Consider the following 26,156-nt stretch of genomic DNA (forward strand, 5'->3'; position numbering starts at 1 on the left):
TCAGCCACCGGAGAAGGTCAGGGTCCGGCCACCCAGCCAGACCACGTCCGGCACGTCGGTCAGCGCGCCGCTCTGCCCCAGGTCCGTGTGCCGGCGCCCCAGCGGAACCTTCACGCGCACGGCGTCGCGGGTGAACCGGACCGTGCCCTCCAGGTCGGCGAACCTCGTCAAGGCCAGGACCGGGGACTCTCCCTCCCACAGCTGCCAGGTGATCATGCCCAGCGCGAGGGACGCCGCGAGCCCGACGCTGTGCTCCAGGGCGCGGTCCCCCGCCAAAGGCACGGCCCGGTGCTCGACGAACACCGTGCGCACCAGCTCGTCCAGTTCTCCGGCGGGGAACCGGGCGGCCAGCCGGGGCGCCACCCCGCCGGTCGTCCACAGTGGAGTCCGCCACCGCAGGCGGGTCAGCGGATCGTCGCGCAGCGGGCGCGCGTCCGTGATGAACCGGACGCCCGCCGCCGCCAGGTCCCGCAGGCACGCCGGCGGGAGCGGGCCGTCCCGGACCAGGACCGGTGGCCGGCCACACGCTTCCCAGTGCGGCAGCAGCTCGTCCACTGTGGACGCCCACGCGACCGGGAACAAGCCGTGGGCGTCGACCAGCAGCAGGCCGTCGTCCACGCCCGCGACCAGCAGCGGCTCGGCGGGATCGTGCCCGCGGCACAGGGACAGCGCCAGCACACCGTCCAGGACCGGCAGCGCGGGGCCGGCCCGGCGGGCGAAGGCGGCCAGGTCGGGGACCGACTCCAGGCCGGCGAACGTCGCGGCCGCCGTGTCGTCCTCCGGCGTCCGCCGCCAGCCCCGCTGCGGCGCGCCGAGGACCTTGTAGGCCAGGGCGGCGGCGAACAGCGGGGCGTCCCCGAGCAGGTCCACTCCGGACAGTGCCGGGCCGATCGCGTCCAGGTAGCCGGTTCTCGCCAGCGGGCCGGCCAGCAGGAACGGCAGCACCGAGCCGACCCGCGTCTCCCCCGCCGGCCTCGGGGCGACGGTCACGCGGGGGCCCTCGCCCGCCTGCTCGCCGGACGGGGTACCCACCAGCTCGGCAAGCTCCGCCCGGGTCGTGAGCGGCCCCGGAAGGGCAAGCCGGCGCCCCAGTTCCGCCGCCAGCGCGGCCACCGGTCCCGGGGTGACCGACCCAGCCGGTACGCCGGTGAGCAGCGCGGACAGGTACCTCCGCAGCGTCTCGACGGGAAGCAGGGCGAGCAACGCGGCCAGCTCGTCCCGCGCGGCCAGCTCCTCGAACAGCGCGGCCACCGTGCTCTCCGGCACGTCGTCGACGACGGCCGGCACCTCGCCCGAACCGCGGACGGGCGCCGGAATCGGGACCGGTGCGGGCAGCGGGCCGCCACCCGCAGCGGGTTCGAGAACCAGACCGGCCGGCGCCAGCCCGGCTCCCCCGCGCGCGGACAGCCGGACGGACAGCCGCACCGGCTCGGTGATCTCCAGGTCCGGGCCGTCGCCGGTGAGGTACTCGTCGAACTCCGCGGCCAGCAGGTCCGGCAGCGCGTCGAGCACCCGCTGGACGAGGCCCCGGGGATCGGGCCCCCAGCTCCACCCCCCGCGCCGGACGACGCGCACCGCGCACCGGTGCACGGTGATCTCGCCGGCGGCCGGGGCGCTCACGGCTTTTCGACCTCCTCCAGCCGGCCCGCCCAGCCCGCCACCAGCAGCAGCACGGTGTGCGCGCCCGCGCTCACCGTGACCGGGATCGACACCCGGGCGGTGTCCGTCGTGATGGTCCCGGTGATCGGCAGCGTCGCCGGCCCCTCGGAAACCAGCGCGAACACCGCGGTGTCCTGGGCCGGTGCGCCCGGCAGCTGGACGACCAGACCGGTTTCGTCGAACGTCGGCGCGTCGAGCACCGGCAGTTTCGCCAGCGCGGGCTTGGGCGGCTGGTTCGGCGGCCGCGTGACCCCGTACGCCAGCGGGCCGGCGAACACCGCCGGCTGGTCGTCCGCCTCGTGCACGGCCAGTTCCCGGCTGGGCAAGGACAAAACGGCCTCGCCCACGCGAACCGGCAGCGCGGCACCGACCAGCGCGTCCACCGCCGGCACCGGGGTGCCGATCGCCTGGACGGCACCCACCACGACGCCGGTGCTCGACTCGTACACCACGAAGACGCTCATCCTCGGCCACCCCCACTCGTCGCCGCGACGGTCGCCAGGACCAGGAAGTCGACCGCGCCCGGCTGTTCGGTGACCGCCGGCCCGCTGTCTGGGTCGTAGAATCGCAGCCGGCAGCGGACCCGCCGCTCGCCGTCCACAGTGGCCTCCGCCGGAACGGTGAGCCCCGAGGTGGCCGGCGGTATCCGCGGCGTCACGTGGACGTGCAGCGACACCCGGCCGTCGGCGACCTCCTCCGGCGACACCCCGGACGGCAGCGGCAGCAGCATGCCGTCCGTCGCGCTGCCGGACGTCGCCAGCACGCTGCCCGCGGAGATCTGCCCGGAGAAGCTCCCCGCGATGGTGAGATTTCCGTTGGACTCCACCGTCATCAGCGGGTCGACTTCGCCGGTTCCCTTGTACAGCCCGTAGACCAGCGTCGGTGTGTCCGATCCGGACAGCACCAGCGCGGGCTCGCCCTCGCCGGCCGCAGGCCGGGCCCGCAGCGACAGTTCGCCCGACCGCGCCGACACGCTGTCCGCGCGCACCCCCACGTACCGCGGTCCGAGGCCCCGGGCCACGGTGACGACCCGCGTGAAGTGACCATCGGTCCACTGGACGAAACCCAGCAGCACCAGCCAGGGGACGGGCGGGGCGGCCGGGGCGGCGGTCACCGCGGGCGGCTGCTGGTCGGCCACCAGCCGCTCGTCACCGAGTCGTTTGAAGAGGACTTGGAAGGACTCCTCCACGCGAGCCGGCCCGGCGGCCCCGGCGCACGACGCGAGGCCGGTCGCCGGCCGGTCCCGGTCCACGGCGGTGAGGAACACCGGGTACGGCTCGGTCGTCGGCCGGTCGGCGCCGTTGACGGCCTCGAAGTCCGCCTCCGACAGCACGACCGGCGACGGCACCACGACCTCCCGGCCGGTCCCGTCGACCGCCAGCCCGGCCTGCACGCTCACCTCGACGTAGCGGGCGCCCGTCCCCGCGTCGGTCCGGTTCTCCGTCGTCAGGGCGAGCCCGTCGGCGATGCCCCAGTCGTGCGACAGGCGCGCGTGCCGGACGGCCACCGCGCGGGCGTAGGTGACCGTCGCCGCCAGGTCCGCGGCGGCGAGCACCTGCCCCTCGTGGAACTCCGGGCGCAGCGGACCGGTCACGACGTCTCACCCGACCGCGGCTTGCGGGCGGACCCGCCACTCCGGCTCGACGACGACCGCGAACGGCGGGCCGGCGGCTTCTGCTCGGGTTCCGGTTCCGGTTCCGGCTCGGGAGCGGGCGTGCTCTCCAGCTCCGACAGCCGGTCGGACAGCCGTTCCGGCAGCTCCTCCCGCACCTGCGAGACCTGCTCCCGCGCGGTGTCCAGCTGTCCCCGCAACGCCTCCACGGTCGCGATCAGGTCGCTCACCTGCCCCCGCAGCGCGTTCATCTCCTGCAGGCTGTCGGTCACCTCGGCCGGCACGGTGTACACCTGGTCGCGCACCGGCTTGGGCACGGTCTCCCCCGGCGCCGGGGTCACCAGGAGGTTCCACATCTGGTCCAGCGGACCCCGGCTCCCCCACTTTTCGAGCAGCCCCGGCGGGTACGGGCGCGGGATCGCTCCGGACTCCGGCACCCCCGGCCGCTCGTACACCGGTACCGGCTGACAGCACAGCTGCTCGGCGAGGTGCCGGAGCTGGTAGAGCTTCGGCAGCCACTCGCCGTACGCCGAGCCGCCCGGCAGCACCTGCTCCCGCGTCGCCGAGCAGACGCGCACGACGTCGCAGCCGTCCAGCTCCAGGTGCGCGAGCAGCACGTCGTCATCGTCGCAGCCGACGCACGGCGGGTTGAGCGTCGAGCACGCCGCGTCGGTGACGAAACGGCGCACGTAGGTGGTCAGCTTCCCGGCGGCGGCGGTCAGCAGTCCCAGGTCGGCGATCGACAGCCGCTGAGCCGGGTCCGGCTCCGGGATGGGCAGCGGCTGCGGGATGGCGACCTTGCGCACGTCGTCGTGCAGCCGGCAGTCCGCGACCCCGGACACCCGGTCCAGCCGGCCGAGCAGCCACTCGCGGATCCGCACGAGATCGGCCCGGAACCCGGCCTCCAGCACGTTGTCCAGCGGAGTTCCCTGGGCGAGCAGGCGGATCTCGATGGGCGCGTCGGGGTCGGGGGTCGCGACCCGGTTCTTCGCTTCGGCGACGACGGCCAGCGCGACCGACCGGTGCGCCGGCTCCGGCCACACCTCCTCGGGCTTCGCCTGGGCCAGCCGGTCACACGCCGCGCCGAGCACCTGGCGGGCGTCGTCGATTTCCCCGAGTTCGTACTTGGCCTGCAGGTCTTTCTGTCCCGCGGCGTCGTGGGTGTCGTACCGGGCGAGGGCGCTGGCGAGCGCCCGCACGTACTCGGTCATCTGCCGGGCCGCCGGCGGCGACGGGACGCCTTCGCCGCTCTCCCGCAGGAGCCGAAGGTTGTCGGCGTACCGGACGGCGTCGGCGTCGTCGAACCCGATCGGCCGGGTGGACGAGGTGCCGGCGACGGACATGGCGTCCACGTAGTGCCCGAGCCGCCGGCTCAGCAGCCGCACGTGCTCGTAGGTGTCCTTGTCGCCGACCTGCGCCAGCAGCTTGGTGGCGGGGTTGAACCGGTGGTCGTCGGTGGTGTCGCACTTGACGACGAACCGGAAGCCCTCCTGGACCCGCGACGGCACGCAGCCCGGCGCCGGGCACGGCTCCTCGGTCGCGAACGGCGAAACCGGGTCGGCCATGGTCTCCTCGTACCGCACGAAGAGCCCGAAGTGACGCTGCTCGTCGTCGCACGGGTCACCGCACGCGACACCCGGCGAGGTCACCCGCAGCTCCCGCACGAGCGCCTGCACGTCGACCTTCTCCCGGCAGGACAGGACGATGTCGTTGCCGCAGCAGTCGAGAGCGTGCCCGGGGTGGACGGACACCGTCCCGCCGGCGCACGAGTCGCACGTGACCTCCAGCCCGCACACGACACCCGGGCCGGACACCATCCGGTTGTGCAGCCGGTCCTTCCCGGCCACGTAGTCGGTCAGCAGGCTGAGGTCGTCCTCGGTGAGCAGCTGGCCGGCGAAGAACCGCGGCCGGGCGAACGCGGCCGGGAAGGCGGGCGCCCCACCGCACCCGCACCCGCAGTCAGGCTTGCTCATGAACGCTCCTCGGTGACGAAGAACCAGCTCTCGAAGACGTCCCCGCCCGCGCCGGTGCCGGACGTCCACGGCCCGATGCCCGACGGCGGCACCAGGCAGCCGGTCGGTTCGGGCTCCGGCTTGGGGTCGTGGCCGTGGTCGGTCTCCGTCTCGGCATCGGCCTTCGCCCGGCCGATGAAGGGAACCCGGCCGCCGACGTTGGTGCCGTCGACCGGGCGGCAGCAGCGGTCGAGGATGAACGCCGCGCGGACGGTGATCAGCACGCGGTCGCCGTCCTGCAGCGTCTCGCGGGTCGTCTGCCGGTAGCGGAAGTGGTCGGTGAACTCGCCGTCCTTGCCGGTGGGCTCCTCGAACTGCCCGCCCATGTACCAGGTGTCGGCGTTGCGGCCGGCGCCGCCTTCGATCACCTGGATCTCGACCACGCCCCGGCGCAGGCTGTCGACGCGGACGCCGTCGGAGAACTCGACGACCAGCCCGCCCCCGTTCTTCTGCGTGCCGAGCAGCTCCTTGGCCTCGTTCACCGAGTACGTGTGGCCGTGGCGCCAGTTGACGCCGGTGATCACCGTGGGGACGCGCCGGCCGAAGAAGCGGCGGACGCCGAGGTGGATCCGGTCTTCGCGGACCGGCTTGGCGAAGTCGACGTCGTCGATCCTGGCCAGCCACAGGACCTTGTGCTCGCACGGCGTGCAGCAGGTCTCGCAGCGGTCGTCCTCCGGCGGGGTCTTGGTGGTGACGCGGACGCAGTAGCTCTCCTCGGTGTAGCCGTGGTCGCAGTCCGACGTGTCCGCGCACGCGGAGGTGAACACGGTCCGGGTCGGCTCGACCGCGCGCTCGGTGTACTCGACACCCACCCACACCGTCGTCCCGCCGGTGCGCTCGTCCTCGTGCAGCGCGTCGGACAGGTCGATCGCGCAGCTGCCGGGCACGACGATCTCGTTGCCGTCGCAGTCGACGCCGAGCCCGGCGGTGATGCGCACCCTCGCGTGGTGTTCCGTCTTGTCCTTCGGGTCCGCCGGCGGAGCGGGTTCCACGAAGAGCCCGCACACCACGCCGTAGCCGAGCAGACAGCGCATGCGCAGCTTCAGCTTCTCGCGAAGGTAGTCCTGCTCGCGCTGGAAGTCGCGCGCGGTCAGCAGCCGGCCGTGGAAGTACCGCAGCCGGCGGAAGGGCTGTTCCTGTGTCGTTGCCTCGGTCATCTCTTCTGTCCTCTCAAGACACTCGCGTGTGGACCCCGACCGCGGACACCACGCCGACGGTCACCCCTTGCCGTGCGCCGTGGGGCCCGGGTCTCAGTACTCCGTCGTGGTTCAGGCGGACCGCCCCGACCACGGGGGGTGGCAGCGGGACGAACGCCGTGTCGACCCCGACCGCCGACCGCGTGCCGACCACGAACCCCGCCCCGCCGGTGCGCACCGATCCCCTCGTGTGCGCGGGGGCCTGCCGGACGACCAGCCGGCGCACCGCGTCCTCGTCCGCGGAGGCGGCCGGCAGCAGGACCCGGAACCGGTGGGCGTGCTCGGTGAGGGGATCGGTGTCCGGGTCGCCGTACGCCCGCAGCGGCGTCGCGCCCAGCGTCGAGGTGCCGAGCCGCAGCCGCGACGACGAGCGGCCGAACAGCCGCACCGAGCCGAGACCGCGGGCGTTCGCCGGCTTCGCGGCCGCCCGCACCTGCGCCCAGTGCCGGTCACCGGCCAGTTCGTCGATCACCGGCGTGACGCCGAAGACGATGCCGATCGCCTCCTTCAGCGCACCCGGCGTGCCGCGACGCCGGTACAGCCCGGGCGCCGCGGCGATCAGCTTCCGCCGGGTGCCCGCGTCCCAGCCGGCCTCGAACGACAGGCCGAGCAACCCGGCCAGCCACGGCAGTGCCGCGTCCGGCGCCCCGGCGGGGTCGAGCAGCGCGGGGTAACGCTCGATGACCCGGTCGATCCCGGCCACGGTCGCGTCGAACAGCGAAAGGAACCGCTCGGTGAAGTCGTCGGCGGCCGGGTCCTGCCGGAACGCGGCGGGCAGCAGGTCCGCGCTGGTGGCGCGCGGGAAGTCGAGCCGGATCCGGTGCAGGACCGGGGTCGCGGCGGAGTCGCCGGACAGGCGGGCGCGCAGGGTGAGGTGGCGCCCGGGCGGCTGGTCGACGAGGAAGTCGGTGACGCCCGCGGGCGCGGTCTGCCAGTCGCTCTCGGCGAACCGGTCGTCTTCGGACACCACGACCGACACGGACACCGCCGTGCCGGGCGGCACGTCCGCCTCGACCCGCACCCGGTGCCAGCGGCAGCGCGAGATGCCGCTGTCGATCAGCCCGGTGGTGAACTCGCCCTCGGTCACGAACCGGCCGGCCGCCGCCGCGGGTTCCTCGCGCGGCTGTCCCGTCCAGTCGTAGCAGGAGGTCACGGCACCGTCCGGCGCTTTCTCCTCGAAGCAGAAGCCGCCCTCGTCCGCGGCGACGAGCGTGCTCGGCGGCAGCGCGGCGGCCAGCTCGTCCACAGTGGACACGTGACGGCCGCGATGGATCCGGAGCCGGCCGTCCTCCTCGGTGAGCAGCCAGATCGTGCGGCCCGCTCCGGTGCGGATCCCGATGATCTCGCCGTCGACGTGGGTCCGGATGACCTCGCACGGCGTGCCGTCGGGGCCGTACCGCCAGAGCCGGTCGCTGCCGGCCCGCGCCACGAGCACCTGCCCATCCCGGGCGAGCGCGACCACCGTGGCGTGGCGGTGGCGGATCACCGCGGTGAGGTGGTCGCCTTCGTTGCTCCAGACGAGGATCCGGCCGGAGTCGACGACCGCGATCCGGTGCCCGCGGGCGGCCACGGCCGTCGGTTCGTGCAGCAGCCGGGGGTCGCAGTGCCGCGCCCAGACGGACGGCCAGCCGCCGGCGCAGGTGTCCCGGCGCAGCAAGCGGTTGCCGGACAACAGGTACCAGCCGCCGGGCCGGCAGCCCGGCGCCAGGCGCGGGTCGGGGAACCACGGCAGCAGCTGGTCCCGCGTCGGGCCCTCCGGAGACGAGCCGGCGTTGACCAGCCGCACGCCGGTCTCGTCGGTGAACCCGACGACGTCGGTGACGGTCGATTCGTCCCACCCGACGACGTCGTCGAGGAGCCGGAAGGTGACGGTGGCGGGCGCGCAGGTCATGAAGACTCCTCCACCGGGATCAGCAGCGGGCGTTCCGGCCACACCAGGTCGTTCGGCGGGATCGGGTGGTCGGTGCACGGCGGCAGCCGCACGCCGTCGACGGTCAGCGAAAGCCCGGACACCGCGAGGACGCCGTCCACGGCCAGGAGCCGGCGCACGAGCGGGGTGTGCCGCACCGCGCCGCCGAACGGCCAGCCGCCGCCGTCGTCCCCGCCTCGCAGCGGATCCAGGTAGGTGGTCACCGCGTCGGCCGCCCGGGCGAGGACGGCGGCCCGGTCCTCGTCGGCGTCCGGCACCACCCGGGCCTCCACGGCGACCCGCCGGAACGCGACCGGTCCGGTGACGACCGTGACGCCGGCGGGCGCCGCCTCGCGGGTCAGGAAGTCGGCCACCGCGCGCAGGGTGGCGGCGGTGGGCACGGGCGGCACGGCGGCGCCCTCGTCGATCGGCGGCACCACCAGGACGCCGACGACACCGGGGATCGGCGTGCCGGGGAACTCCGGGTGCAGGCCCGGCACGCCGTTCGCGCGGGCGATCAAGGCACCCGGCGCGCTCAGGGCCAGCAGGCCGTAGTCGGCCGGGGCGACGGCGCGGCCGCGGGACCGCAGATCCCCGACCCCGCGCCGCACGACGGCCTCGTCCGGCTCGGCGTCGGCGCCGCCGGTGGCGGGGAACGGGTTGGTCACGCCGGTCACGAACGGCCGCGCGGTGACGACGCCGGTGACCGCGCCGGCCGCCACGGCACCCGCCTGGCCGCCACCGACCCGGTACCGCAGGGCCCGGACGTTGCGGAAGCCCGGGGGCACGCGCGCGCCGTTGACGCCGTCGCCGAACGTGACCACGCCGGTGGCGTAGTCGACCACGAACACGGGGTCGGCCGGGCCGTAGGCGGCGAAGCTCGGCACCTCCTGCCACCGTGACGCGCCTTCGCGGGTGGTGCCGAAGAGGTCTACGCCGGGATCGTCGTCGACCTCGAGCACGACGCTGCCGGCGAGGATCGGGACCTGGCTCAGCCGCATCCGCCGCCGCTCGACGGGCGCCGCGGGGTCCTGGACGGGTTCCAGGGGCTCGTCGAAGATCGTGTGGGCGGCGGTCGCGGCGACGGTGTTCAGCCGCAGCCCCGACACGAGCGGCGGCGCGACGGCGAAGAGTCCGTGCGCGACCTGCAGCCGCAGCCACCGCAGCGCCGGGCCGGGGCGGGTGGCCGGCGGCCGGCCGGGCGCCCACGTGCGCGGCAGTCTCAGCTCGACGGTGCCACTGGCGCGCAGCCCCTGGGTTTCGTCGCGAACGACTTCGGCGGGGACGAAGCGGCCGCCGTCGAGCACGTCCCAGCGCAGCAGTGGCCGGGATTCCAGCGGCAGCGGGGTGAGCCCGCCGGCGGCCGCGGGGGCGGGCGGCGCGGCCGCGATCACGAAGCCCAGCGACAGCGACGGGAACGGGCTCGCGGTGCCGGCGAGGCCCACCCACAGCGCGTTGCCGGGCCGGGGCTCGGCGCCGAACGGCGGGAACGGACGGCCGGGCCCGCTCGGGCCCAGCGGGATCGGCTCCAGCGCGCCGCCCCGTTGCACCGCGATCACGTCCAGGGTGGCCGGGGTGGCGTAGAGGTCCTGGTCGGTCTCGTAGACGACCTGGTCGCCGGCGCCGGACGCGGCGGCCTGGAAACCGGCGGGGACGAGCACGGACGCGCCGTCCGGCGGGGCCACGGTGAACTCCAGCAGCGCGGCGGCCGCGGTGGCCGGGCGGCGGCGCACGCCGGCGGTGTTCAGGTGCTCGGCGAGGATCTTCTCCGGCAGCCGGTTGACCCGGGCGAGCACGGGCTCGGCCTGGGTGCCGAACAACCGCACGAGGGCGACGCCGGCGTCCTGCCCGTCGGGGTTGGTCCAGTCCGGGGTGTAGCCGGGAATGCGGTCCCGCACGGCGGCCCGGACGGCTTCACTCGTGGCGTCCAAGAGTTCGGGCTGCCCGCCGGACGGTCCCGGGCCGGGGACGATGCGGGCTTCGGTGGTGGCGTCGCGGGTCCACCAGGTTTCGTCGGTCACAGCAGTCCTTCCCCCGGCTCGGCGGCAGGCACCACGCGCGTGCGGACTTCCCGCACCGCGGGCAGATCGCCCGGCCGCAACGGCACGTCGTCGCAGGTTTCCGCCGGTTCCGCGCCGTCGATGCCGATCGCCACCGCGGTCACGTCCGCCAGGTCGCCGAGCGCCTGCTGCGCGGCCCGCAGCAACGCCGAAGGACGCAACGCCTCGCCGAACGGCCAGCCCGTTCCGTCGTCGCCGCCGGCCAAGGGGTCGAGGAACCGGCGCAGCGCGTCACCGACCACAGTGGACACCTTCGCCCGGTCGGCCGGAGCGCCGGAGAGGTCGGCCCGCAGCCGGACGACCCGGTACGCCGGGGCGCGCACGAACACTTCGGCCGTCAGCAAGCGTGCTTCCGCCAGCCGGTCCGCGACCGCGCACAGCAGGCCCGGATCCGGCACGGGTGCGGAAACCGAAGGCGCCGCCGGGACGACGTGGACGGTCACCGCGCCGGGCACCCGCGCGCACGGGAAGCCCGGGTGCTCGCCGACCGCGGCGTACGCCCGGCCGACCGCCACCCCCGGGGTCGTCACGGCCAGGGTGACGAAGTCCTCGGCCGTGACGGCCCTGGTCACCTCGCCGAGCGAACCCGCGGCCCGGTCACGCGCCTGGGCCACCGTCTCCGGGTCCTCGCCGCCCTCGGCCTGGACCAGGTTCACCGCGCGCACCGGCGCATCGGCCGAGACGGGCAGCCAGTTGTCCGTGACACCGCCGTTGCCGTCGCGCCCGCCGCCGATCGTGTACTCGACCCGCACGTCGCCGGCCGGGCGCGGGATCCGGCCGGTCAGCCCGTCGCCGAAGACGAGCGCGCCGTCGTGGCGGTCCAGCAGGAAAACGCGATCGCGGGAAGCCCCGAAGGTGAAGTCCGCCACCGGTTCCCACTTCTCACCGTCGAGGTGGAGGCACGCAGTGAGCAGGCGGCCGGCGGCGGCCGGGAGCACGAGCCGCCGGCCGGGCAGCTTCAGCCAGTGGCCGAGCTGGTCCGCCAGGTCGGTCACGGTCAGCCGCTCGGCGTGGCGCGCGGCCGACGCGTTGACCGCCAGCCGCAGCAGCCGCGGCGCGGACGTGGAGGTCGCGGCCCGGGTGGACACCACCAGCCCGTTGTCCACTGTGGACCATCCGGACGGGGGCCGCAGGCGCACCACCCCGGACCGCCGCAGCCCGCCGGTGCCGTCCTGGACCTCGGCGAACGCCCCGGCGACGTCGCTGCCCGGCCGGAACCACGACCAGGTCAGCTCGGCCGGCGGACGGACATCGGGGACCGCGAGGGGTGACCAGGACGGCGGCAGCGGCGAGTCGAGCTCGACCAGCAGGGACACCCAGCCGGACGTCGTGTGCGCACCGGTGAGCGGCAGCGTGAAGCGGGCCGACGCGGCCGAGCCGTCGGCGGACAGCAGCGCGACCCCGCGGCGGGCGAGCAGGTCCGCGGTGCGGTCGCGATCGGTGAACACCGTCACCTCGCCCGCGAGCGGGAACGCCGTGACGTCGTCGTCGAGGGTGAACCGGATCGCCGCGGCCGGGTCGCGGGCGAAGACGGTCCCGGCGGGCACCACCGCCGGCTCCGGCGACTCGGTGGTGAGCGCGAGGACCGTGGCCGCCGGCCGCGCGGGCCGCGGCGGCTCGAGGCCCAGTAGCTTCAGGATCGCGACGACGAGCTCGTCCGGGACCTGGTCCAGCCAGTAGAGCCGCTGCTCCAGCAGGTACGCGAACAGCTCCAGCAGCGTGATCCCGGGGTCGGCGGGCGCGTGCAGCGTCCACGCGCCGGCCGACTCCGCCGGGATGCGGCGCGTGACGGCCGACATGAGATCGGCCCAGGTGAGGTCGTCGAGCTTCGGCGCGGGGAGGGTCATGGCGTCGTCCCCGTCAAACCGGTCAGGCCGAGGTAGAACGGGAACACCAGGTTGGCCTTGGTGTTGGTGCGCCGGATCCGGTACTCGACCGACACGGTGACCCGGGACTCGTCGGCCGGGTCGGCCTCGGCGAGGACGTCGGACAGCTCCACCCTCGGCTCGAAGTCGCGCACCGCGTCGGTGATCGACCGCTCCAGCTCGCGCAGGTTCTGCACGCTGCCGGACGCGAACACCGACTCGCTCACGGTGGTGCCGAGGTCCGGCCGCATCACGCGCTCGCCCGTCGCGGTGAGCAGCAGCGCGCGCAGGCAGTGCTCGATGCTCGTCTCGCCGACGGCGTAGGAGAGCCGGCCGGCCTCGTCGGGCAGGATCGGGAACCGCCAGCCGGTGCCGAGGAAGGGTTCGGTCACGTCGCCTTCACCTGCTTCGCGAGCACGGACGGCGGCAGCGGCGAGGCGGGACCGGTGGCGCCGCCCGGCGCCGGGTGGGTGTGCTGGACGAAGGCCTGCAGCAGCGCGTTGCCGAGCACGACGGGCTCGGTCGAGCCGCCGCCGAGGTCGATGTCACTCGCCTTGACGGTCACCTGCCGAGCCTCGAGGGTGATCTCCCCGCTGTCCTTCAAGACCACCTTCGCGCCGGTCGCGGTGCTGATGGTGATCTCCTTCTCCTTGTCGTCGAACAGGATCTGGTGCCCGGCCTGGGTGCGGATGATCTTCTGGTCGCGCCCGTCCCGGTGCGCGGTCGGCGGCTTCTTCTTGCCGTTGTAGAGCCCGCCGAGGACGTACGGCTGGCGCATGTCGCCCTGGAAGAACGCGACGAGCACCTCGTCGCCCACCTCGGGCACGAACACCGAGCCGTAGCCGGCGCCCGCGTGGAGCTGGCTGACCCGGATCCACGGGCTGACGGACGCGCCGCCGTCCAGCCAGTAGTACTTGACCTTGACGCGGCCTTCGTCGTCCCCGTCGTTCTGCACGACCTCCGCGGGCGCGACGCCGTAGTAGCGCTGGTCGCTCGCCATGGCGCGTGGCATCGCCGTCATCGCTTGTCCCCCTGGAAGATCTTGCGGCCGGTGAAGGTGGTGAAGAAGCCGCTCGAGTTGAGGGCGTGCTCCACGCGCTTGACGAAGTAGGTGCCGGAGAACCGCCTGCCGAGGCCGAAGATCTCCAGGTTGTCCCCGGGCCGCAGCTCCGGCAGCCCGGCCACGCGGCCGGTCGCGGTGATGAACTCGTACGCCCGCTCCCGCAGCAGCGCGATGGCCAGCTCCTTGGCCTCCTCCTGGCTGAGCACCGGCGCGTCGACGACCACCTCCTGACGGCCGCCGGCCGCGCTCTCCGCCGCCTCCGGCCCGCTCTGCCCGTCGGCCGAGGCCTGCCCGCCGGGCAGGTCGCTCGCGGTCGCGACGTACTCGATCGGCTGGGCCTTGACCGGGTCCCAGCCGTGCACGGTGAGCTTGCTGACCTGGCCGGAAACGGTCATGGTCGGGGTGAAGTCGATGAGGTTGGGCACCAGGCCCGCCGGCTGCCCGCTCGGCCCGGTCGCCAGCCCGGGTGCGTAGGCGAGGCGGAACAGCCGGATCGGCCGGCTGTCCCGGCCGTCGGTGGGCTTGACGAAGTAGAGCGTCTGCTCGCCCGTCCGCGGGTCCGGCAGGATGTAGCAGTCGAAGTCGATCCGCTTCGCCCGCTCCATCAGGAACTGCGCGTCGGACTGGTTCTTCTGCACCACCAGGTCGTGCCGCGGGCCCTCGTGGGTCGTCTCGAACGCCAGCTTGTTGCGCCGCGCGATCTGTTCGGCGATCTCCCAGTCCGTCTTCCCGACGAAGTTCTTGTCCTCTTCCTTGGTGGGCTTGCGGTCCTTGAGCGCGAGCATCCCGTCCACGCAGGTGATCGAGACGGTCGGCGACCCGCCGTCGGGGAACTTGGGGGCGAGCGAGCTGATCGTCCCGGTGCCGACGGTCAGCAGCTTGTCCGCGTAGCCGAGCCGGACGGAGACGCGCGTGCCGATCTGCAGCTTCTCCGAGTCGCTGTGCTTGAACTTCAGCGTGACGTCGTCCCAGTTGTTCAGCTCCAGGTCGAAGCCGGACATCTCGTCGAGGTCGCGGTGCACCTTGACGTCGAGGATGTCGTTCTTGGTCGCCGGGTCGGCCTGCAGGCCCTCGACGACCACCTCGAACCCGGGGGCGTAGCGGTCCGGGTCGGCGATCTCGGGCTGGGTGCCCGCGGGCGCGGTCATCGCACACCTCCTCTCACGGCAGCCGGGGCACGGTCAGCACCAGCCCCGGCTTCAGGTCGCGGGGATCGGAGATCCCGTTGGCGCGGGCCAGTTCCCGCCAGGCGTCCGGGCGGCGGTAGACCGCGGCGGAGATGCGGTCCCACGTGTCGCCGCGCCGCACCACGTAGCTCTTCTCCACCGTCGGTGACGACCGTGGCGGGTCGTTCGCCTGTTCCTTCGCCGGCCGGTACTCCTTCAGCGTGAGGTCGAGCTGGGCCCGCAGCGGCACGCCGTTCTTGGCGAACAGCACGTAGTTCACGTCCAGCTTCTCCAGCACGCCCCGGAACACCGTCTTGTCCCAGACGAACTTGACGATCGGCGGCGCGTGCAGGGTCTCCTGCGGCCGCATCAGCTTGCGAATGTTGTCCACATAGGACTTCCGGACGTCGGCCAGCGTGTCCGACGTGTCCACCAGCGCCTGCACCGACAGCGACTCGCTGCCGCCCCGGATGTACTGGATCGGCGGTGTTTCGAGGCCGGGGATGGTGATCTCGGCGAAGGTGTTGCTCTTGCTCAGCTTGTACTCGGTCGGGTTGAACTTCAGCGGGATCCGCTTCGGGACGCCCTGCGGGTTCTCCGGCTGCTCGATCTCCAGGTGCGCGTCGGCGCCCTGGCTCACCGAGGAGAACGGCGTGCTGCTCACCGGCGGCCTCCCGGGTCCCCGAGCTTGCGGTCGTTGTCGCTGCGCTCGGCGCGGGCGCACTCCTCTTCGTACAGCCGTGCCCACGCCTGGATGTGCCTGTTGAACAGGCGGGTGAACAGAGCTCCGTCGTCGCCTTCCACCTGGAAACGCACCTCGAGGTTGTGGATGATCAGGTTCTTGGGCACGCGCTGCCTCCTAAAGGCGCTGTCTCCTAGAGGACGGCCGTCAGGCCCTCGTGGGCGATTTCCAGTGACTCGATCGCGACCGCGTTCTGCTCGGCGTGCAGGTCCGGGCCGCTCCACTTGGCGGCCAGCCCGCCGTGGAAGATCCACGACTTCGCGGGCCGGCCGGCCTCGTCGAGCATGATCACGGCGCCGTCGCGGCGGGCCCCCAACGAGTCGTGCAGGCCGGCGTCGTACCAGGACCACAGAAGCCGGTCGCGGACCACGCCCCGCTTGAGGGTGATCGGGTTCCACGAGTGGCGCAGCGGCAGCCGGTGCACGGAGTCGTTGCGGCCGCCCTCCGCGTACGTCACCACCTCCAGCTGCGCCCCCATCCCCGTGACCTCCTGGAAGGCGCCCGCCGCCACCGCCGGCAGCAGCAGGGCCTGGGCCGGCGGCAGGTAGACGTCCGCCGGGGCGAGCGTCACGAGGAAGCGGAACTTGGTGAGGGGCTCGTTCAGCGCGCGCAGCCGCTCGACCGGGGTGCTCACTGTTCGATCACCTCCAGGCCGCGGTCCTGGCCGAGCACGAGCCGCAGCGCGATGAACTCCATGGGCACGGCGGGCGCGACGTCGATCTCGCACACGACCTGCCCGGGGTCCTGCTCCGGCGGGTTGTTCGTTTCGTCGCACACCACGCGGAACGCGTCTTCGGCCCGGGTGCCGGCGAGCGCGCCGGTGCGGAACGCCTCCAGCAGCACCGACGTGATCGCGCGGACCAGCGACAGCCGCAGCTCCGCCGAGTTCACCTCGAACACCAGCGGCGCGGCGGCCCGACGGATCGCCCGCACCAGCAGGTGCAGCAACCGGCGGTGCGCGACGTACCGGCGACGTGGGTCACCCGACAGCGTCCGCCCGCCCCACACCACGAGACCCCGGCCGCGCACGCACCGCACCAGGTCGACGTTCGCCTCGAACAGCCGGACCTGCTGCGCCTCCGGGTACTCGACGTCCAGGTCGACCGCGTCCAGGAGCGTGGCGTTCGCCGGCGTCTCGGCGGCGCCTCGCTCGGCGTCGAGCCGCGCGACCAGCCCGGCGACGTGCCCGGAGGCCGGGACGGTCCGCAACCCGGCGCCCTCGAGCGACGGCGCCCGCAGCGGCGGGTGGTACACCGCCGCCGCGGCGAGCAACGCCTCGTCACCGAAGCCCGCCAGCGCGCCGGCCCAGGCCAGCACGTCGTCCACTGTGGACACCGCGGGCGGCACGTCCAGCAGCACCAGCCGGTCCAGCAGCGGCGCCACCGCACCCAGCAGGTCCAGCACCAGGTTCGTGTGGTCGGCGCCGGCCAGGTCGGCACCGAGGTCCGGCAGGGTCACCAGGGCCGGCTCCGGCAGCTCGGCCTGCGTCACCACGGCGGTCGCGTAGTCGTCGCGCCCCGGCGGGCGGTCCGTGCCGCCGGTGAGCGTCAGGTCCCAGGACATCGAGAGCGGCGCGTCCGGCGGGATCGGGCTCGCCGGCGGCTCCGGGCCGTCGGGCACCAGCCGGACCAGCCGGGACGCGGCGAGCCGGCCGGCGACCTCCCCCGGCGCCATCCCGGCGAAGGTCTCCGCCCGCTCGCCGGGCACGAGCACCCGCACGGTGACCGCCGGCGGGCCCGCGACGCTGCTCGCCCGGTACCGCACGGTGACGCGGCCGCCGTTCGCCCACGCGCCGGGACTCGCCGCCACCACCCGGAAGCCCTCCGTCCACAGTGCACTCGCGGGCTCGGCCGGCCCGGACACCCGCAGCACCCACGCCCGGCGGCCCTGGTTCTCGAAGAACCCGCGCAGCGCGTACGGCGTCGCCGACGTGCCGTCCGGTGGGCCGAACGCGCCGACGACGTCGTTCCAGCTCTCCACGCGCACGGGCCGGCCGACCGGGCCGCGCCGGGTGCGGCCGAGGAACACGGCCACGTCCGTGCGCAACGGCTCGTCGCCGGAGGCCGCACGCTCGAAGGTCAGGGAAACGCCGGGAAGCGCCACGCTGGTCATCTCTGCTCTCTCACGCGTCGATCAGGAGGCTCTCGACGGCCAGCACGAGCGTCTCCATGGCGATCTCGTTCTTGGTCGCGTTGAACGACGGTCCGGTGTACTTGGTCGGCCAGGCCCGGTCGAAGTTCCAGCGCATGACCTCCTGGCGGTTCTCGTCGAGCATGACGATCGAGCCCGCCGTGCGGTGCACGCGGCCGTCGAGCGCTTCCTTCACCCAGTTCCAGAAGCCGACGTGGCCGGTGACCCCACGCTTGAACGTCAGCGCGCTCGGGAACTTCTTGAGCCCCGGGAGCTTGCGGAGCGTGGTGTCCTCGCTGCCGTTGCGGTGCTCGATCACCGGGATCTCGACGTCCATCCCGCTGACTTCGGTGAAGGATCCGCTCACCGCGACACCGTCGTCGCTGACGTTGGTCACGATGACCAGGAAGTTGTACGCGGCATACGGGTCGTCGCGCGTCACAGGGGGCATGGGTCGTTGCCTTTCGATCAGACGAGCTGGGTTTCGCGGGTCTTCTGCTGGATCCGGAAGATCACGAACTCCGCCGGGAACACGGGCGCCACCCCGATCACGCAGATGAGCCGTCCGTTGGCGATGTCGTCGTCGGTCATCGTGGAGCGGTCGCAGTGGACGAAGAAGGCCTCGTCCGCGGTCGTGCCGGCGAGCGCGCCGGTGCGCCAGACCGTGGTCAGGAAGTTCGAGACCGTCTGCCGCACCAGCGCCCACAGCGGCTCGTCGTTCGGCTCGAACACGACCCACTGGGTGCCCTCGTCGATCGACTCCTCCAGGAACAGGAAGAGCCGGCGCACGTTGACGTACTTCCACGAGGTGTCCGAAGACAGCGTGCGCGCGCCCCACACCCGCTGGCCGAGGCCGGGGAAGAACCGCAACGCGTTGATCCCGCGGGGGTTCAGCAGGTCCTGGTGCCGCTTGGTGACGTCCTGGGCGATGCCGTCGGCGAGCCGGATGCCGCGGATGACCGCGTTGGCCGGCGCCTTGTGCACGCCCCGCTCGGTGTCGGTGCGCGCGTAGATCCCGGCGATGTGCCCGGACGGCGGCACCTCGGCGAACTGCCCGGTCGACGGGTCGTTGACGACCAGCCACGGGTAGTAGAGCGCCGCGTACTTGGTGTCGAACGGCTCGCGGAACGCCTGGATGCCCTCGATGTCCAGGCCGTCCTGCGGGTCGAGGATCGCGAACCGGTCCTTGAGCTGTTCGCAGTGGGTGACGAGCGCCGACTCGACGGTGCCGGCCCACACGCCGGGCACCGCGCAGACCGCCACTTCGTCGATGTCCTCCAGCGCCACGATGCCGGTGCGCTTGCCGCTCCCGCCGTCCGTGCCGACGAAGTCCCCGACGTCGAGGCTCTCGAAGGCGTCCGAGCCCTCGTCGGCGAGGGTCAGCCAGGAACCGGCACCGGGGGTCGGGAACTTGCCGGGATCGGTGTCCAGCTCCAGCGTGGTCGCCCGCACCAGCCGTGACTGGCTCGCCAGCGTGCCCGTCACGGTGCCCGGCGCCTCTCCGGTCAGCCGGAGGTTGCGGAAGGTCTCGGTCACCGAGCCGCCGCCGGGGTCGGCGAACCGGGTCTCCACAGTGGACTCGACCAGCTGGAGCCGGGCCGATTCGAAGACCAGCTCCGGGGTGTCCACGTCGAGGGTCACGACGTCGTCGGACCCGATCGACACGACCGTCGCGGCGGTCAGCCTGTCGCCGGTGTCGAGCTGCGTGACCGCGCCTTCGTACAGCCGGCTCGACCCGCTGATCCGCAGCTCCGGGCCCGCACCGGCGGAGGCCCGGCGCACCCGGCGCACGGTGAGCGCGGTCTTCCACGGCGCGTGGGTGGTGCCCTCGGGGAAGGTCAGCGTCACCTTCCCCTCCACCGGCTGCGCCACGGTGACCTGGAACCGCCGGTTGTTGATCAGGATCCAGACGTCGGCCGGCAGGTCGCCGGGATCGAGGCCGGGCACCGCGTTCACCTCGATCGACGCGTCGTCGGCGGCGGCCTCGGCGGCGAGCGCGGTGACGAACAGCGGGCCCTCGCCGGGATCGGGCAGCACCGGCAGCGACGCGCTCACCGACGGCGAGATCCGCAGCTGGACCGCCTTGCCCCAGGAACCGGGGCTCGACGCGGCGAACCGCAGGCTCGGCGTGGTACCGCGCTCGCCCTTCTGCACGTAGTCGCCGCGGGAGGTCTTGACCTCCGCCGTCAGTCCGGTGCCGAGCGTGACCCGCCCTCGGGTGGCGTCGTACGCGGTGATCGTGACCGTGCCGATCTCGACGTTGTCGCTGCCGCGGAAGACGGTGACCTGGTCCGTGCCGGTGAAGCCCACCAGGTGGGCCAGCTCCAAGGTCTTGGAGCCGGCCGCGGCGTCGCGGGTGATCGCGCTGACCAGGCCGCCGAAGAGCGTGCCGGTGGCGGGCTGCGCCTCACCGGCGACGACCCGCTTGACGTACAGGCGCTGGCCGCCGTTGTCGAAGAAACCCTTGACCGCCAGCGGGAACAGCCACCAGCGGCCGCCCTCGGCCGGGTCGTTGACCCACTTGTCCCGGACCAGCGGAGCCGGCTCGGGCAGGAAGCCGCCGAAGGTCGTCTGGAACTCCAGGAAGTTCGTGACCAGCTTCGGCTTCCCGGTGGTCGGGCCGCGCTGGGTCACCCCGACCATGCCCACCGTGCTGGTGCTCACCCCCGCGATCGGCCGCGGCCCCGCGTCGACCTCCTCGACGTAGACGCCGGGGCTCAGGTACTCGGGCATGGCTTGGCTCCTTCTCTACAGCTGGACGATCTCGATGACGTGCCGGCGGTCCCGCTCGGTGGGCAGCCGGACTTCGAGGGCCCCGGTCCGGCCCGGCCGCTCGGTGGCCGTGAGGTGGAAGGTCTGCACCGGCGGCGGCCCGATGACCGGCTCGCCCTCCCAGCGCAGGGCGAGCCGAAACGCCCCGTCCGGGTCGGTCAGGGTCCGCTCCCGCCACGCGACCCCGTCCCGGATCGTCGTGCCGGACGCTTCGACCAGCGCGTTCGCCACCGGTGCCCGGGTGACCGCGTCGACGACGACGCCGTACACCGTGCGGATGCCGGGCCCGTACGGGAACGCGATGCCCGGCAGCAGCCGGACCAGCCGCGGCTCGCTCCCGGCCCCGGGCGGGGTCGTGTCGTCGTACGGCCGGGCCAGGAACTCGACCCCGGCCAGTGCCGCGTCGAAGTCCGCGCCGTCCGCCGGGTACAGCGGCGCGAGCCCGACGACGGTGAAGCGGACGCGGAACCGCTCCGGCTCGGCGCCCGGCGCCCGGCGGCGGCCGAGCTCCGGGTAGGCGATCGCGGCGCTCGGGGTGCGGATCGACGGCGTGTCCTGGGGGACCCAGCCGTTCTCGTCCGGGTCGAAGCGGTCGAGCCGCGTGTCCACGTCGGCGGCCCGCACGCGCCGGGCGAACTCGTCGAAGGGCACGAACCAGGCCGGGCTGTGCAGGACGGAGGTCTCGACGGGGTGGAAGTGGGTCATGGCCGCGGCGCCCCGCTGATCGTGCGGCTGCGCACGAGCCTGAGCTCGGCGACGTCGAGGGAGTCGAGGTTGACGACCCGGACCTCGTAGTTGAGGGACAGCTTGTAGGGCTTCTGGATCGCGTACCAGATCCACGACTTCTGGTCGAGCGTCAGCGGCGTCAGCGTGAACTGCAGTGCCTCCGTGGTGCCCGCCATGCTGCCCGTCAGCTCCCCGCCGGACCAGATCGCGTCGTCGTAGAAGACCTGGAGGGCCCGGCCGATCATCTGGTGCTGGGTCTCCTGGTTGCCGCCCCACGGGGTGATCAGGTAGCGCAGCAGGAGCGCCATCGGCGGCTTGCGGCTTGTCGGCGCGTCCGGTGGGAGGGACCGCACCGGCGGCCGGTTGCGCGAGGTGGGGTCCTCCGCGATCTCGTACAGGAAGACCGTGAGCGTGGCGCGGCTCGGCCGGTCCTCGAGGTCGCTCAGCACCGCCGTCGGCGGGTCGTTCGGATCCAGCCCGCGCAGCGCCTCGGTGAGCCGGTCCACGATGATCGTCGAAACGTCGGCGACGACCCCGAAATCGCCCATGCCAGTCCCTCCCCGGTGACCCGCCGAGACCTGGCTGCGACGTGCCGGGGCGCAGCATCGCAGGGGTGGCGTGGCCGGCCCGCGATCCGCGCGTCGCGCCGGCGTCACGGCGGCGTTCCCCGGGCCCGCGTTGACGTGCCCGCGACGCGGCGGTGACACACCGGCGCGCATGCTGCGTCGGTGGAGGCACCCGAAGAGCGTTCCGGCAGCATGGTTCTCCGCGCCTGGCTGGAAGGCGGCGAGCCCGGCGCCCTGCGCGTCCGCGTCCTCTCCACGGTCGGCACGCACGACGCCAAAACGCTCGCGGTGACTTCCCCGGAGGCGGTGCTCGAGGCCGTGCGAAGCTGGCTGGAAGAGCTCGGATCAGGCCCGATGACGTTTTCGTGACGTCCCGTTGACGCCACATGCCCGATAATTCCGGTAACGTTTCGCACCGGGGTCGCGAATTGCTCAAGGGTGGGGTCGATCCGATCGGTGCCGGGCATAGGTTGGGGAGCCGATGCGCACTGGAGAAACGCAGATCGTGACACTGCGGCTGCTGAAGAGTTTCGCGCTGCTCGTGGACGATGACCGGGTGGTCCTGTCGTCCAGCGCGCAGCGGCTGCTCGCTTTTCTCGCGCTGCAGGACCGGCCGCGGACCAGGACCTACGTGGCGAGAACGCTGTGGCCGGAGGCGACCACGCCCCGCGCCAACGCGAACCTGCGCTCGTCGCTGTGGCGCGCGTCGCGCACCGGGCACCAGGTCATCGACGCGTCCGTGCAGGAGATGGCGCTGGCGGGCAACATCACCGTCGACATCCACGACGCTGTCGCCAGCGCACACCGCCTGCTCGACAAGTCCTGCGGCTGCGACGACATCCTGGACCGGCGCACCCGCGACGACCTGTCCGCCGACCTGCTGCCCGAGTGGTCGGACAACGAGTGGGTGCTCCTCGAACAGGAGCAGTACCACCAGCTGCGGCTGTATGCGTTGGAGGCCATGGCGAAGCGGCTCACCACGGCCGGCCGGCACGGCGAGGCGGTGGCCGCCGGGCTGGCCGCGGTGCGGGCCGAGCCGCTGCGGGAGAGCGCGCACCGGGTGCTGATCGACGCGCACCTCGCCGCCGGCAACCGGGCGGCGGCACAGCACCAGTACGAGCAGTGCCGGCACACGCTGCTCGAAGAACTGGGGCTCGAACCGTCCGACGCCCTCCGCCGGCTCCTGCCGCACCTGAACGTGCACTAGCATTCACTAATTGCGGACTGTGATCATTACCGAATTGCGGGGACCTGGCGAACCGGGAATTGTCCGTGACCCGCGGCCGGGTCACGGACAATTCGGCGTGAAAGAGGCCGGCGCCGACGAGATCCGCTCGGCTCAGCCGGCCGGGAGGATTCGGCCGCGGACCTCGCCGAAGCCGATGCGCTCGCCGTTCGCGCCCGCGGCGGTACCCGTGATCACCACTTCGTCGCCGTCGAGCAGGAAGCTGCGCTCCTCACCCTTGACCGTCAACGGCTCCTTGCCGCCCCAGCTCAGTTCGAGGAACGCGCCGCGCTGGTGCTTCTCCGGGCCCGAGATCGTGCCGGAGCCGTACAGGTCGCCGGTGCGCGACGACGCGCCGTTGACCGTCAGGTGCGCGAGCATCTGCGCGGGTGACCAGTACATCTCGCGGTACGGCGGGCGGCTGACCTCCTCGCCGTTCCACTCGACGACCAGCTCGACGTCCAGCCCCCACGGGCGGCTTTCCCGCAGGTACGGCAGCGGCTCCGGGTCCTGCCCGGGCAGCGGGATCCGCGCGGCCTCCAGCGCGAGGATCGGGACGACCCACGCCGAGATCGACGTCGCGAAGCTCTTGCCCAGGTTCGGGCCCAGCGGCACGTACTCCCACGCCTGGATGTCGCGCGCGGACCAGTCGTTGAGCAGCACCGCGCCGAACACGTGCCGCGCGAAGTCGTCCGGGGCGATCGGGGTGTTCAGCGGCGTGCCCGTGCCGACGACGAAGCCCAGCTCCGCCTCGATGTCCAGGCGGGTGCTCGGGCCGAACACCGGCGCCGGGTCGCCCTTGCGCTGCCCGCTCGGGCGGACGATGTCCGTGCCCGAGACCAGGATCGTCCCCGCGCGGCCGTGGTAGCCGACCGGGAGGTGCTTCCAGTTGGGCAGCAACGGTTCCGCGTCCGGCCGGAACAGCCGGCCGACGTTCGACGCGTGGTGCTCGGACGCGTAGAAGTCGACGTAGTCCGCGACCTCGAACGGCAGGTGCAGCGTGACAGTGTCGACGGCGTGCACGGCGTCGTCCGGGACGTCGCCGGCGACGAGCGCCGTGACCCGCTCGCGAACTGCCACCCAGCGGTCGTACCCCTGCGCCATGAACGGGTTCAGCGACGGCGCGGCGAAGACGTCGTCGCCGAGCGCGCGGGCCAGGTCGAGCACGGAGTCCCCGACGCGGACGCCGACGCGCGGGGCGTCACCGCCGACGGAGAACACGCCGTAGGGCAGGGCGGCGGTCCCGAACGGGGAGCCGGCGGGGATGTCGATCGTGGTCATGCCTCTCCTCGGGGCAGCAGGCCGAGGGCGGCCAGCTCGGTCAGGGGGTCGGTGATGCTGCACGTGCCGAACGACGTGAACCGCGCGCGGGCGGTGTCCGCGTCCAGCTCGCGGAGCCGGGCGGCGACGACCTCGCCGTCGCGCTCGGCCAGGAGTGCTTCGGCCTGCTCGGGAGCACCGGCGGCGAGCAGCAGGTTGAGGAAGCCGTGCTGCTCGAACCCGGTCTCCGGGTCGGTGTTGCGCAGCGCGTGGTGCAACCCTGCGGTGGCCTTGAACGGCACCCCGGCCTCGACGGCGGCCCGGATCGCGGTGGCCAGCTCGGCCTCGCCGGGGTACAGGTCGGCGCGGACCCCACCGGTGCGGAACTTCGCGCGGTGGCTCGTCCCGGCGAGCGCCCGCAGGAGCGGCAGGCGGCGGTCGTCGCGCGGGATCTCCACGTAGACCGGCGCGGTGGCGGCGGAGATCGCGTCGAGGAGTTCGGCCGGCCCCATGCCGTCCGGCACGGCGATTTCGAGGGCCTGCAGGTCGATCGGCAGCGCCTTCGCGGCGTCGAGCACGCCGGGCAGCCGATCGGGGCCGCCGGGCAGCGTCACCGCGACGGCCAAGGGGGTTTCGCGGGGCCCGAGTAGGTCACCCAGCGCGTCGAGCGCCGGGGCGGCGAGCACCAGCGGGCCGACGAGGTCGGTGTACCAGGCCTGCTTGTAGGTGTCGTGCGCGGCGACGGCGTCCGGCAGGGGTGCCAGGCCGGGCGGGAACACCGCGGCGTCGTCGCACAGGCCGGCGAAGAGGGCGGGGATCACGCGACCGGCCCCCGTCCCGACCAGGTCCACGCGTAGCCGGGGTCTTCGCTCGCCAGGCCGCCTTCGCCGAGCTCCAGCGGGCGGAACGTGTCGACCATGACGGCCAGCTCGGCGAAGAACTCCGCGCCGAGCGACCGCTCGACCGCGCCGGGCTGCGGGCCGTGGCTGTGCCCGCCCGGGTGCAGGCTGATCGAGCCCTGGCCGATGCCGGATCCCTTGCGGGCCTCGTAGTTCCCGCCGCAGTAGAACATGACCTCGTCGGAGTCCACATTGGAGTGGTAGTACGGCACCGGCACGGCGAGGGGGTGGTAGTCGACCTTGCGCGGGACGAAGTTGCAGATGACGAAGTTGTGGCCTTCGAACACCTGGTGCACCGGCGGCGGCTGGTGCACGCGCCCGGTGATCGGCTCGAAGTCGGCGACGTTGAACGTGTACGGGTAGAGGAAACCGTCCCAGCCGACGACGTCGAAGGGGTGCGTCGGATACACGTACCGCGTGCCGGTGATGCCGCGCGAGCCGCGGTGCTTGACCAGCACCTCGACGTCCTCACCCTCGGCCAGGAACGGCTCGTCCGGCCCGTGCAGGTCGCGCTCGCAGTACGGCGCGTGCTCCAGCAGCTGACCGAAACGGGACAGATAGCGCTTCGGCGGGGTGATGTGCGAGTTCGCCTCGACGACGTAGGCCCGCAGCGGCTCGTTCCCGGCCGGGACCCAGCGGTGCGTGGTCGCGCGCGGCAGGATCACGTAGTCGCCCTGGCGCGCTTCCAGCACGCCGAAGATCGTCTCGACCCGCGCGTCACCGGACTCGATGTACACGCATTCGTCGCCGACGGCGTTGCGGTAGAGCGGGGACGCCTCCCCCGCCGCGACGTAGGAGATCCGGACGTCGCCGTTGCCCAGCACCAGCCGCCGGCCGGTGACGACGTCGGCGCTCTTCCAGTCCTGGCCGGCGAACAGCTCGTGGAGCTTCAGGTGGCGCGGCACGAGCGGGCGGTTCTCGGTGAGCGTCTGGTCCGGCAGCTCCCACGGCGTCGCGTCGACGATCGCCGACGGCACCCCGCGGTGGTAGAGCAGTGAGGAGTCCGACGAGAAGCCCTCCTCGCCCATCAGCTCCTCGGAGTACAGGCCGCCCTCGGGGGTGCGGTGCTGGGTGTGCCGCTTCGGCGGGATGGTCCCCGCGCGGCGGTAGTACGCCATGGTCGCCTCCAGACCGATCGGCCGATTTAGTTCACGCTTTTACTATCTCCTGGGAAGGGTAGTCCGCCGCCCGCGGCTCGGGAAGGGGCAGCGCCCCGGCGCCCGAGGTCGCGAACCGAAGCGGCCGCCGCGCCCCAAGCCGCGCTCGCGGAAGTACCGCTGACCAGGACGGTGTC

The 26,156-nt window shown here is 73.3% G+C and carries 24 protein-coding genes; 2 read left to right on the forward strand and 22 right to left on the reverse strand.

The annotated features are described in order from the left end of the window. The 19 genes from AB0C38_RS30520 to AB0C38_RS30610 are packed head-to-tail and all read right to left on the reverse strand — an operon-like array spanning position 1 to position 21,460. Positions 1-1,620 (reverse strand): hypothetical protein, encoded by a 1,620-nt coding sequence (locus tag AB0C38_RS30520; RefSeq protein ID WP_360679930.1) that lies wholly within the window; start codon positions 1,618-1,620, stop codon positions 1-3. Continuing rightward, on the reverse strand, positions 1,617-2,123 hold the full coding sequence (locus AB0C38_RS30525) for a hypothetical protein (RefSeq protein ID WP_360679933.1): 507 nt from the start codon (positions 2,121-2,123) through the stop codon (positions 1,617-1,619). The genes AB0C38_RS30520 and AB0C38_RS30525 overlap by 4 nt, the downstream gene beginning before the upstream one ends. Continuing rightward, positions 2,120-3,253 carry a hypothetical protein gene (locus AB0C38_RS30530; protein ID WP_360679936.1) on the reverse strand — a complete coding sequence of 378 codons (1,134 nt, stop codon included), beginning with the start codon at positions 3,251-3,253 and terminating at the stop codon, positions 2,120-2,122. Before AB0C38_RS30530 ends, AB0C38_RS30525 begins: the two co-directional genes overlap by 4 nt. Continuing rightward, positions 3,250-5,244 carry a hypothetical protein gene (locus AB0C38_RS30535; protein WP_360679939.1) on the reverse strand — a complete coding sequence of 665 codons (1,995 nt, stop codon included), beginning with the start codon at positions 5,242-5,244 and terminating at the stop codon, positions 3,250-3,252. Before AB0C38_RS30535 ends, AB0C38_RS30530 begins: the two co-directional genes overlap by 4 nt. Next, positions 5,241-6,440, reverse strand: coding sequence for a hypothetical protein (locus AB0C38_RS30540; RefSeq protein ID WP_360679942.1), 1,200 nt, complete (start codon positions 6,438-6,440; stop codon positions 5,241-5,243). The genes AB0C38_RS30535 and AB0C38_RS30540 overlap by 4 nt, the downstream gene beginning before the upstream one ends. 13 nt (positions 6,441-6,453) lie before the next feature. Next, positions 6,454-8,370, reverse strand: coding sequence for a phage tail protein (locus AB0C38_RS30545; RefSeq protein WP_360679945.1), 1,917 nt, complete (start codon positions 8,368-8,370; stop codon positions 6,454-6,456). Then, positions 8,367-10,409, reverse strand: coding sequence for a putative baseplate assembly protein (locus AB0C38_RS30550; protein ID WP_360679948.1), 2,043 nt, complete (start codon positions 10,407-10,409; stop codon positions 8,367-8,369). Before AB0C38_RS30550 ends, AB0C38_RS30545 begins: the two co-directional genes overlap by 4 nt. Continuing rightward, entirely contained in the window at positions 10,406-12,295 is a 1,890-nt protein-coding gene (locus AB0C38_RS30555; RefSeq protein ID WP_360679951.1) for a baseplate J/gp47 family protein, read from the reverse strand. Before AB0C38_RS30555 ends, AB0C38_RS30550 begins: the two co-directional genes overlap by 4 nt. Next, positions 12,292-12,705, reverse strand: coding sequence for a GPW/gp25 family protein (locus tag AB0C38_RS30560; protein ID WP_360679954.1), 414 nt, complete (start codon positions 12,703-12,705; stop codon positions 12,292-12,294). The genes AB0C38_RS30555 and AB0C38_RS30560 overlap by 4 nt, the downstream gene beginning before the upstream one ends. After that, entirely contained in the window at positions 12,702-13,334 is a 633-nt protein-coding gene (locus AB0C38_RS30565; RefSeq protein ID WP_360679958.1) for a phage baseplate assembly protein V, read from the reverse strand. Before AB0C38_RS30565 ends, AB0C38_RS30560 begins: the two co-directional genes overlap by 4 nt. Further along, positions 13,331-14,524 carry a type IV secretion protein Rhs gene (locus AB0C38_RS30570; RefSeq protein ID WP_360679961.1) on the reverse strand — a complete coding sequence of 398 codons (1,194 nt, stop codon included), beginning with the start codon at positions 14,522-14,524 and terminating at the stop codon, positions 13,331-13,333. Before AB0C38_RS30570 ends, AB0C38_RS30565 begins: the two co-directional genes overlap by 4 nt. Positions 14,525-14,537: 13 nt before the next feature. Continuing rightward, on the reverse strand, positions 14,538-15,206 hold the full coding sequence (locus AB0C38_RS30575; RefSeq protein ID WP_360679964.1) for a LysM peptidoglycan-binding domain-containing protein: 669 nt from the start codon (positions 15,204-15,206) through the stop codon (positions 14,538-14,540). Continuing rightward, positions 15,203-15,391, reverse strand: a complete 189-nt coding sequence (locus AB0C38_RS30580) for a putative phage tail protein (protein ID WP_360679967.1) — start codon at positions 15,389-15,391, stop codon at positions 15,203-15,205. Before AB0C38_RS30580 ends, AB0C38_RS30575 begins: the two co-directional genes overlap by 4 nt. Positions 15,392-15,417: 26 nt before the next feature. Beyond that, a complete protein-coding gene (locus AB0C38_RS30585; protein ID WP_360679970.1) occupies positions 15,418-15,918 on the reverse strand; it encodes a phage tail protein in 501 nt (166 codons plus the stop codon). Beyond that, the gene (locus AB0C38_RS30590; protein WP_360679973.1) at positions 15,915-17,396 is read right to left on the reverse strand and encodes a phage tail sheath subtilisin-like domain-containing protein; all 1,482 of its coding nucleotides are present in this window, start codon (positions 17,394-17,396) and stop codon (positions 15,915-15,917) included. Before AB0C38_RS30590 ends, AB0C38_RS30585 begins: the two co-directional genes overlap by 4 nt. A 10-nt stretch (positions 17,397-17,406) precedes the next feature. Continuing rightward, positions 17,407-17,865: a phage tail protein gene (locus AB0C38_RS30595; RefSeq protein ID WP_360679976.1), complete on the reverse strand. Its 459-nt coding sequence runs from the start codon at positions 17,863-17,865 to the stop codon at positions 17,407-17,409. 17 nt (positions 17,866-17,882) lie between these two features. Next, positions 17,883-20,147, reverse strand: coding sequence for a phage tail sheath C-terminal domain-containing protein (locus AB0C38_RS30600; protein ID WP_360679978.1), 2,265 nt, complete (start codon positions 20,145-20,147; stop codon positions 17,883-17,885). A gap of 15 nt (positions 20,148-20,162) precedes the next feature. Then, positions 20,163-20,891: a carboxypeptidase regulatory-like domain-containing protein gene (locus AB0C38_RS30605; protein WP_360679981.1), complete on the reverse strand. Its 729-nt coding sequence runs from the start codon at positions 20,889-20,891 to the stop codon at positions 20,163-20,165. Continuing rightward, a complete protein-coding gene (locus AB0C38_RS30610; RefSeq protein WP_360679984.1) occupies positions 20,888-21,460 on the reverse strand; it encodes a DUF4255 domain-containing protein in 573 nt (190 codons plus the stop codon). Before AB0C38_RS30610 ends, AB0C38_RS30605 begins: the two co-directional genes overlap by 4 nt. A gap of 180 nt (positions 21,461-21,640) precedes the next feature. Here AB0C38_RS30610 and AB0C38_RS30615 point away from each other — a divergent pair, with 180 nt between their 5' ends. Further along, entirely contained in the window at positions 21,641-21,847 is a 207-nt protein-coding gene (locus AB0C38_RS30615) for a hypothetical protein (protein WP_360679987.1), read from the forward strand. A 112-nt stretch (positions 21,848-21,959) separates the two neighbouring features. Beyond that, entirely contained in the window at positions 21,960-22,685 is a 726-nt protein-coding gene (locus tag AB0C38_RS30620) for a BTAD domain-containing putative transcriptional regulator (protein WP_360679990.1), read from the forward strand. Between the two features lie 132 nt (positions 22,686-22,817). On the opposite strand, the gene fahA is transcribed toward AB0C38_RS30620, so the two are convergent. Genes fahA through AB0C38_RS30635 form a run of 3 tightly spaced genes read right to left on the reverse strand, consistent with a single transcriptional unit; the run spans position 22,818 to position 25,980 of the window. Then, positions 22,818-23,984, reverse strand: a complete 1,167-nt coding sequence (gene fahA, locus AB0C38_RS30625) for a fumarylacetoacetase (protein WP_360679993.1) — start codon at positions 23,982-23,984, stop codon at positions 22,818-22,820. Next, positions 23,981-24,784 (reverse strand): hypothetical protein, encoded by an 804-nt coding sequence (locus AB0C38_RS30630; RefSeq protein ID WP_360679996.1) that lies wholly within the window; start codon positions 24,782-24,784, stop codon positions 23,981-23,983. The genes fahA and AB0C38_RS30630 overlap by 4 nt, the downstream gene beginning before the upstream one ends. Next, positions 24,781-25,980 carry a cupin domain-containing protein gene (locus AB0C38_RS30635; RefSeq protein ID WP_360679999.1) on the reverse strand — a complete coding sequence of 400 codons (1,200 nt, stop codon included), beginning with the start codon at positions 25,978-25,980 and terminating at the stop codon, positions 24,781-24,783. Before AB0C38_RS30635 ends, AB0C38_RS30630 begins: the two co-directional genes overlap by 4 nt. Positions 25,981-26,156: the final 176 nt, after the last annotated feature.

The organism is Amycolatopsis sp. NPDC048633 (assembly GCF_040650695.1).
Classification (GTDB): domain Bacteria; phylum Actinomycetota; class Actinomycetes; order Mycobacteriales; family Pseudonocardiaceae; genus Amycolatopsis.

Coding starts and splice junctions, on each gene's coding strand:
- AB0C38_RS30525 (WP_360679933.1), bottom strand. CDS start 2,123: ATGAGCGTCTTCGTGGTGTACGAGTCGAGCACCGGCGTCGTGGTGGGT.
- AB0C38_RS30535 (WP_360679939.1), bottom strand. CDS start 5,244: ATGAGCAAGCCTGACTGCGGGTGCGGGTGCGGTGGGGCGCCCGCCTTC.
- AB0C38_RS30540 (WP_360679942.1), bottom strand. CDS start 6,440: ATGACCGAGGCAACGACACAGGAACAGCCCTTCCGCCGGCTGCGGTAC.
- AB0C38_RS30545 (WP_360679945.1), bottom strand. CDS start 8,370: ATGACCTGCGCGCCCGCCACCGTCACCTTCCGGCTCCTCGACGACGTC.
- AB0C38_RS30555 (WP_360679951.1), bottom strand. CDS start 12,295: ATGACCCTCCCCGCGCCGAAGCTCGACGACCTCACCTGGGCCGATCTC.
- AB0C38_RS30565 (WP_360679958.1), bottom strand. CDS start 13,334: ATGACGGCGATGCCACGCGCCATGGCGAGCGACCAGCGCTACTACGGC.
- AB0C38_RS30570 (WP_360679961.1), bottom strand. CDS start 14,524: ATGACCGCGCCCGCGGGCACCCAGCCCGAGATCGCCGACCCGGACCGC.
- AB0C38_RS30590 (WP_360679973.1), bottom strand. CDS start 17,396: ATGACCAGCGTGGCGCTTCCCGGCGTTTCCCTGACCTTCGAGCGTGCG.
- AB0C38_RS30595 (WP_360679976.1), bottom strand. CDS start 17,865: ATGCCCCCTGTGACGCGCGACGACCCGTATGCCGCGTACAACTTCCTG.
- AB0C38_RS30600 (WP_360679978.1), bottom strand. CDS start 20,147: ATGCCCGAGTACCTGAGCCCCGGCGTCTACGTCGAGGAGGTCGACGCG.
- AB0C38_RS30605 (WP_360679981.1), bottom strand. CDS start 20,891: ATGACCCACTTCCACCCCGTCGAGACCTCCGTCCTGCACAGCCCGGCC.
- AB0C38_RS30610 (WP_360679984.1), bottom strand. CDS start 21,460: ATGGGCGATTTCGGGGTCGTCGCCGACGTTTCGACGATCATCGTGGAC.
- AB0C38_RS30620 (WP_360679990.1), top strand. CDS start 21,960: ATGCGCACTGGAGAAACGCAGATCGTGACACTGCGGCTGCTGAAGAGT.
- fahA (WP_360679993.1), bottom strand. CDS start 23,984: ATGACCACGATCGACATCCCCGCCGGCTCCCCGTTCGGGACCGCCGCC.
- AB0C38_RS30635 (WP_360679999.1), bottom strand. CDS start 25,980: ATGGCGTACTACCGCCGCGCGGGGACCATCCCGCCGAAGCGGCACACC.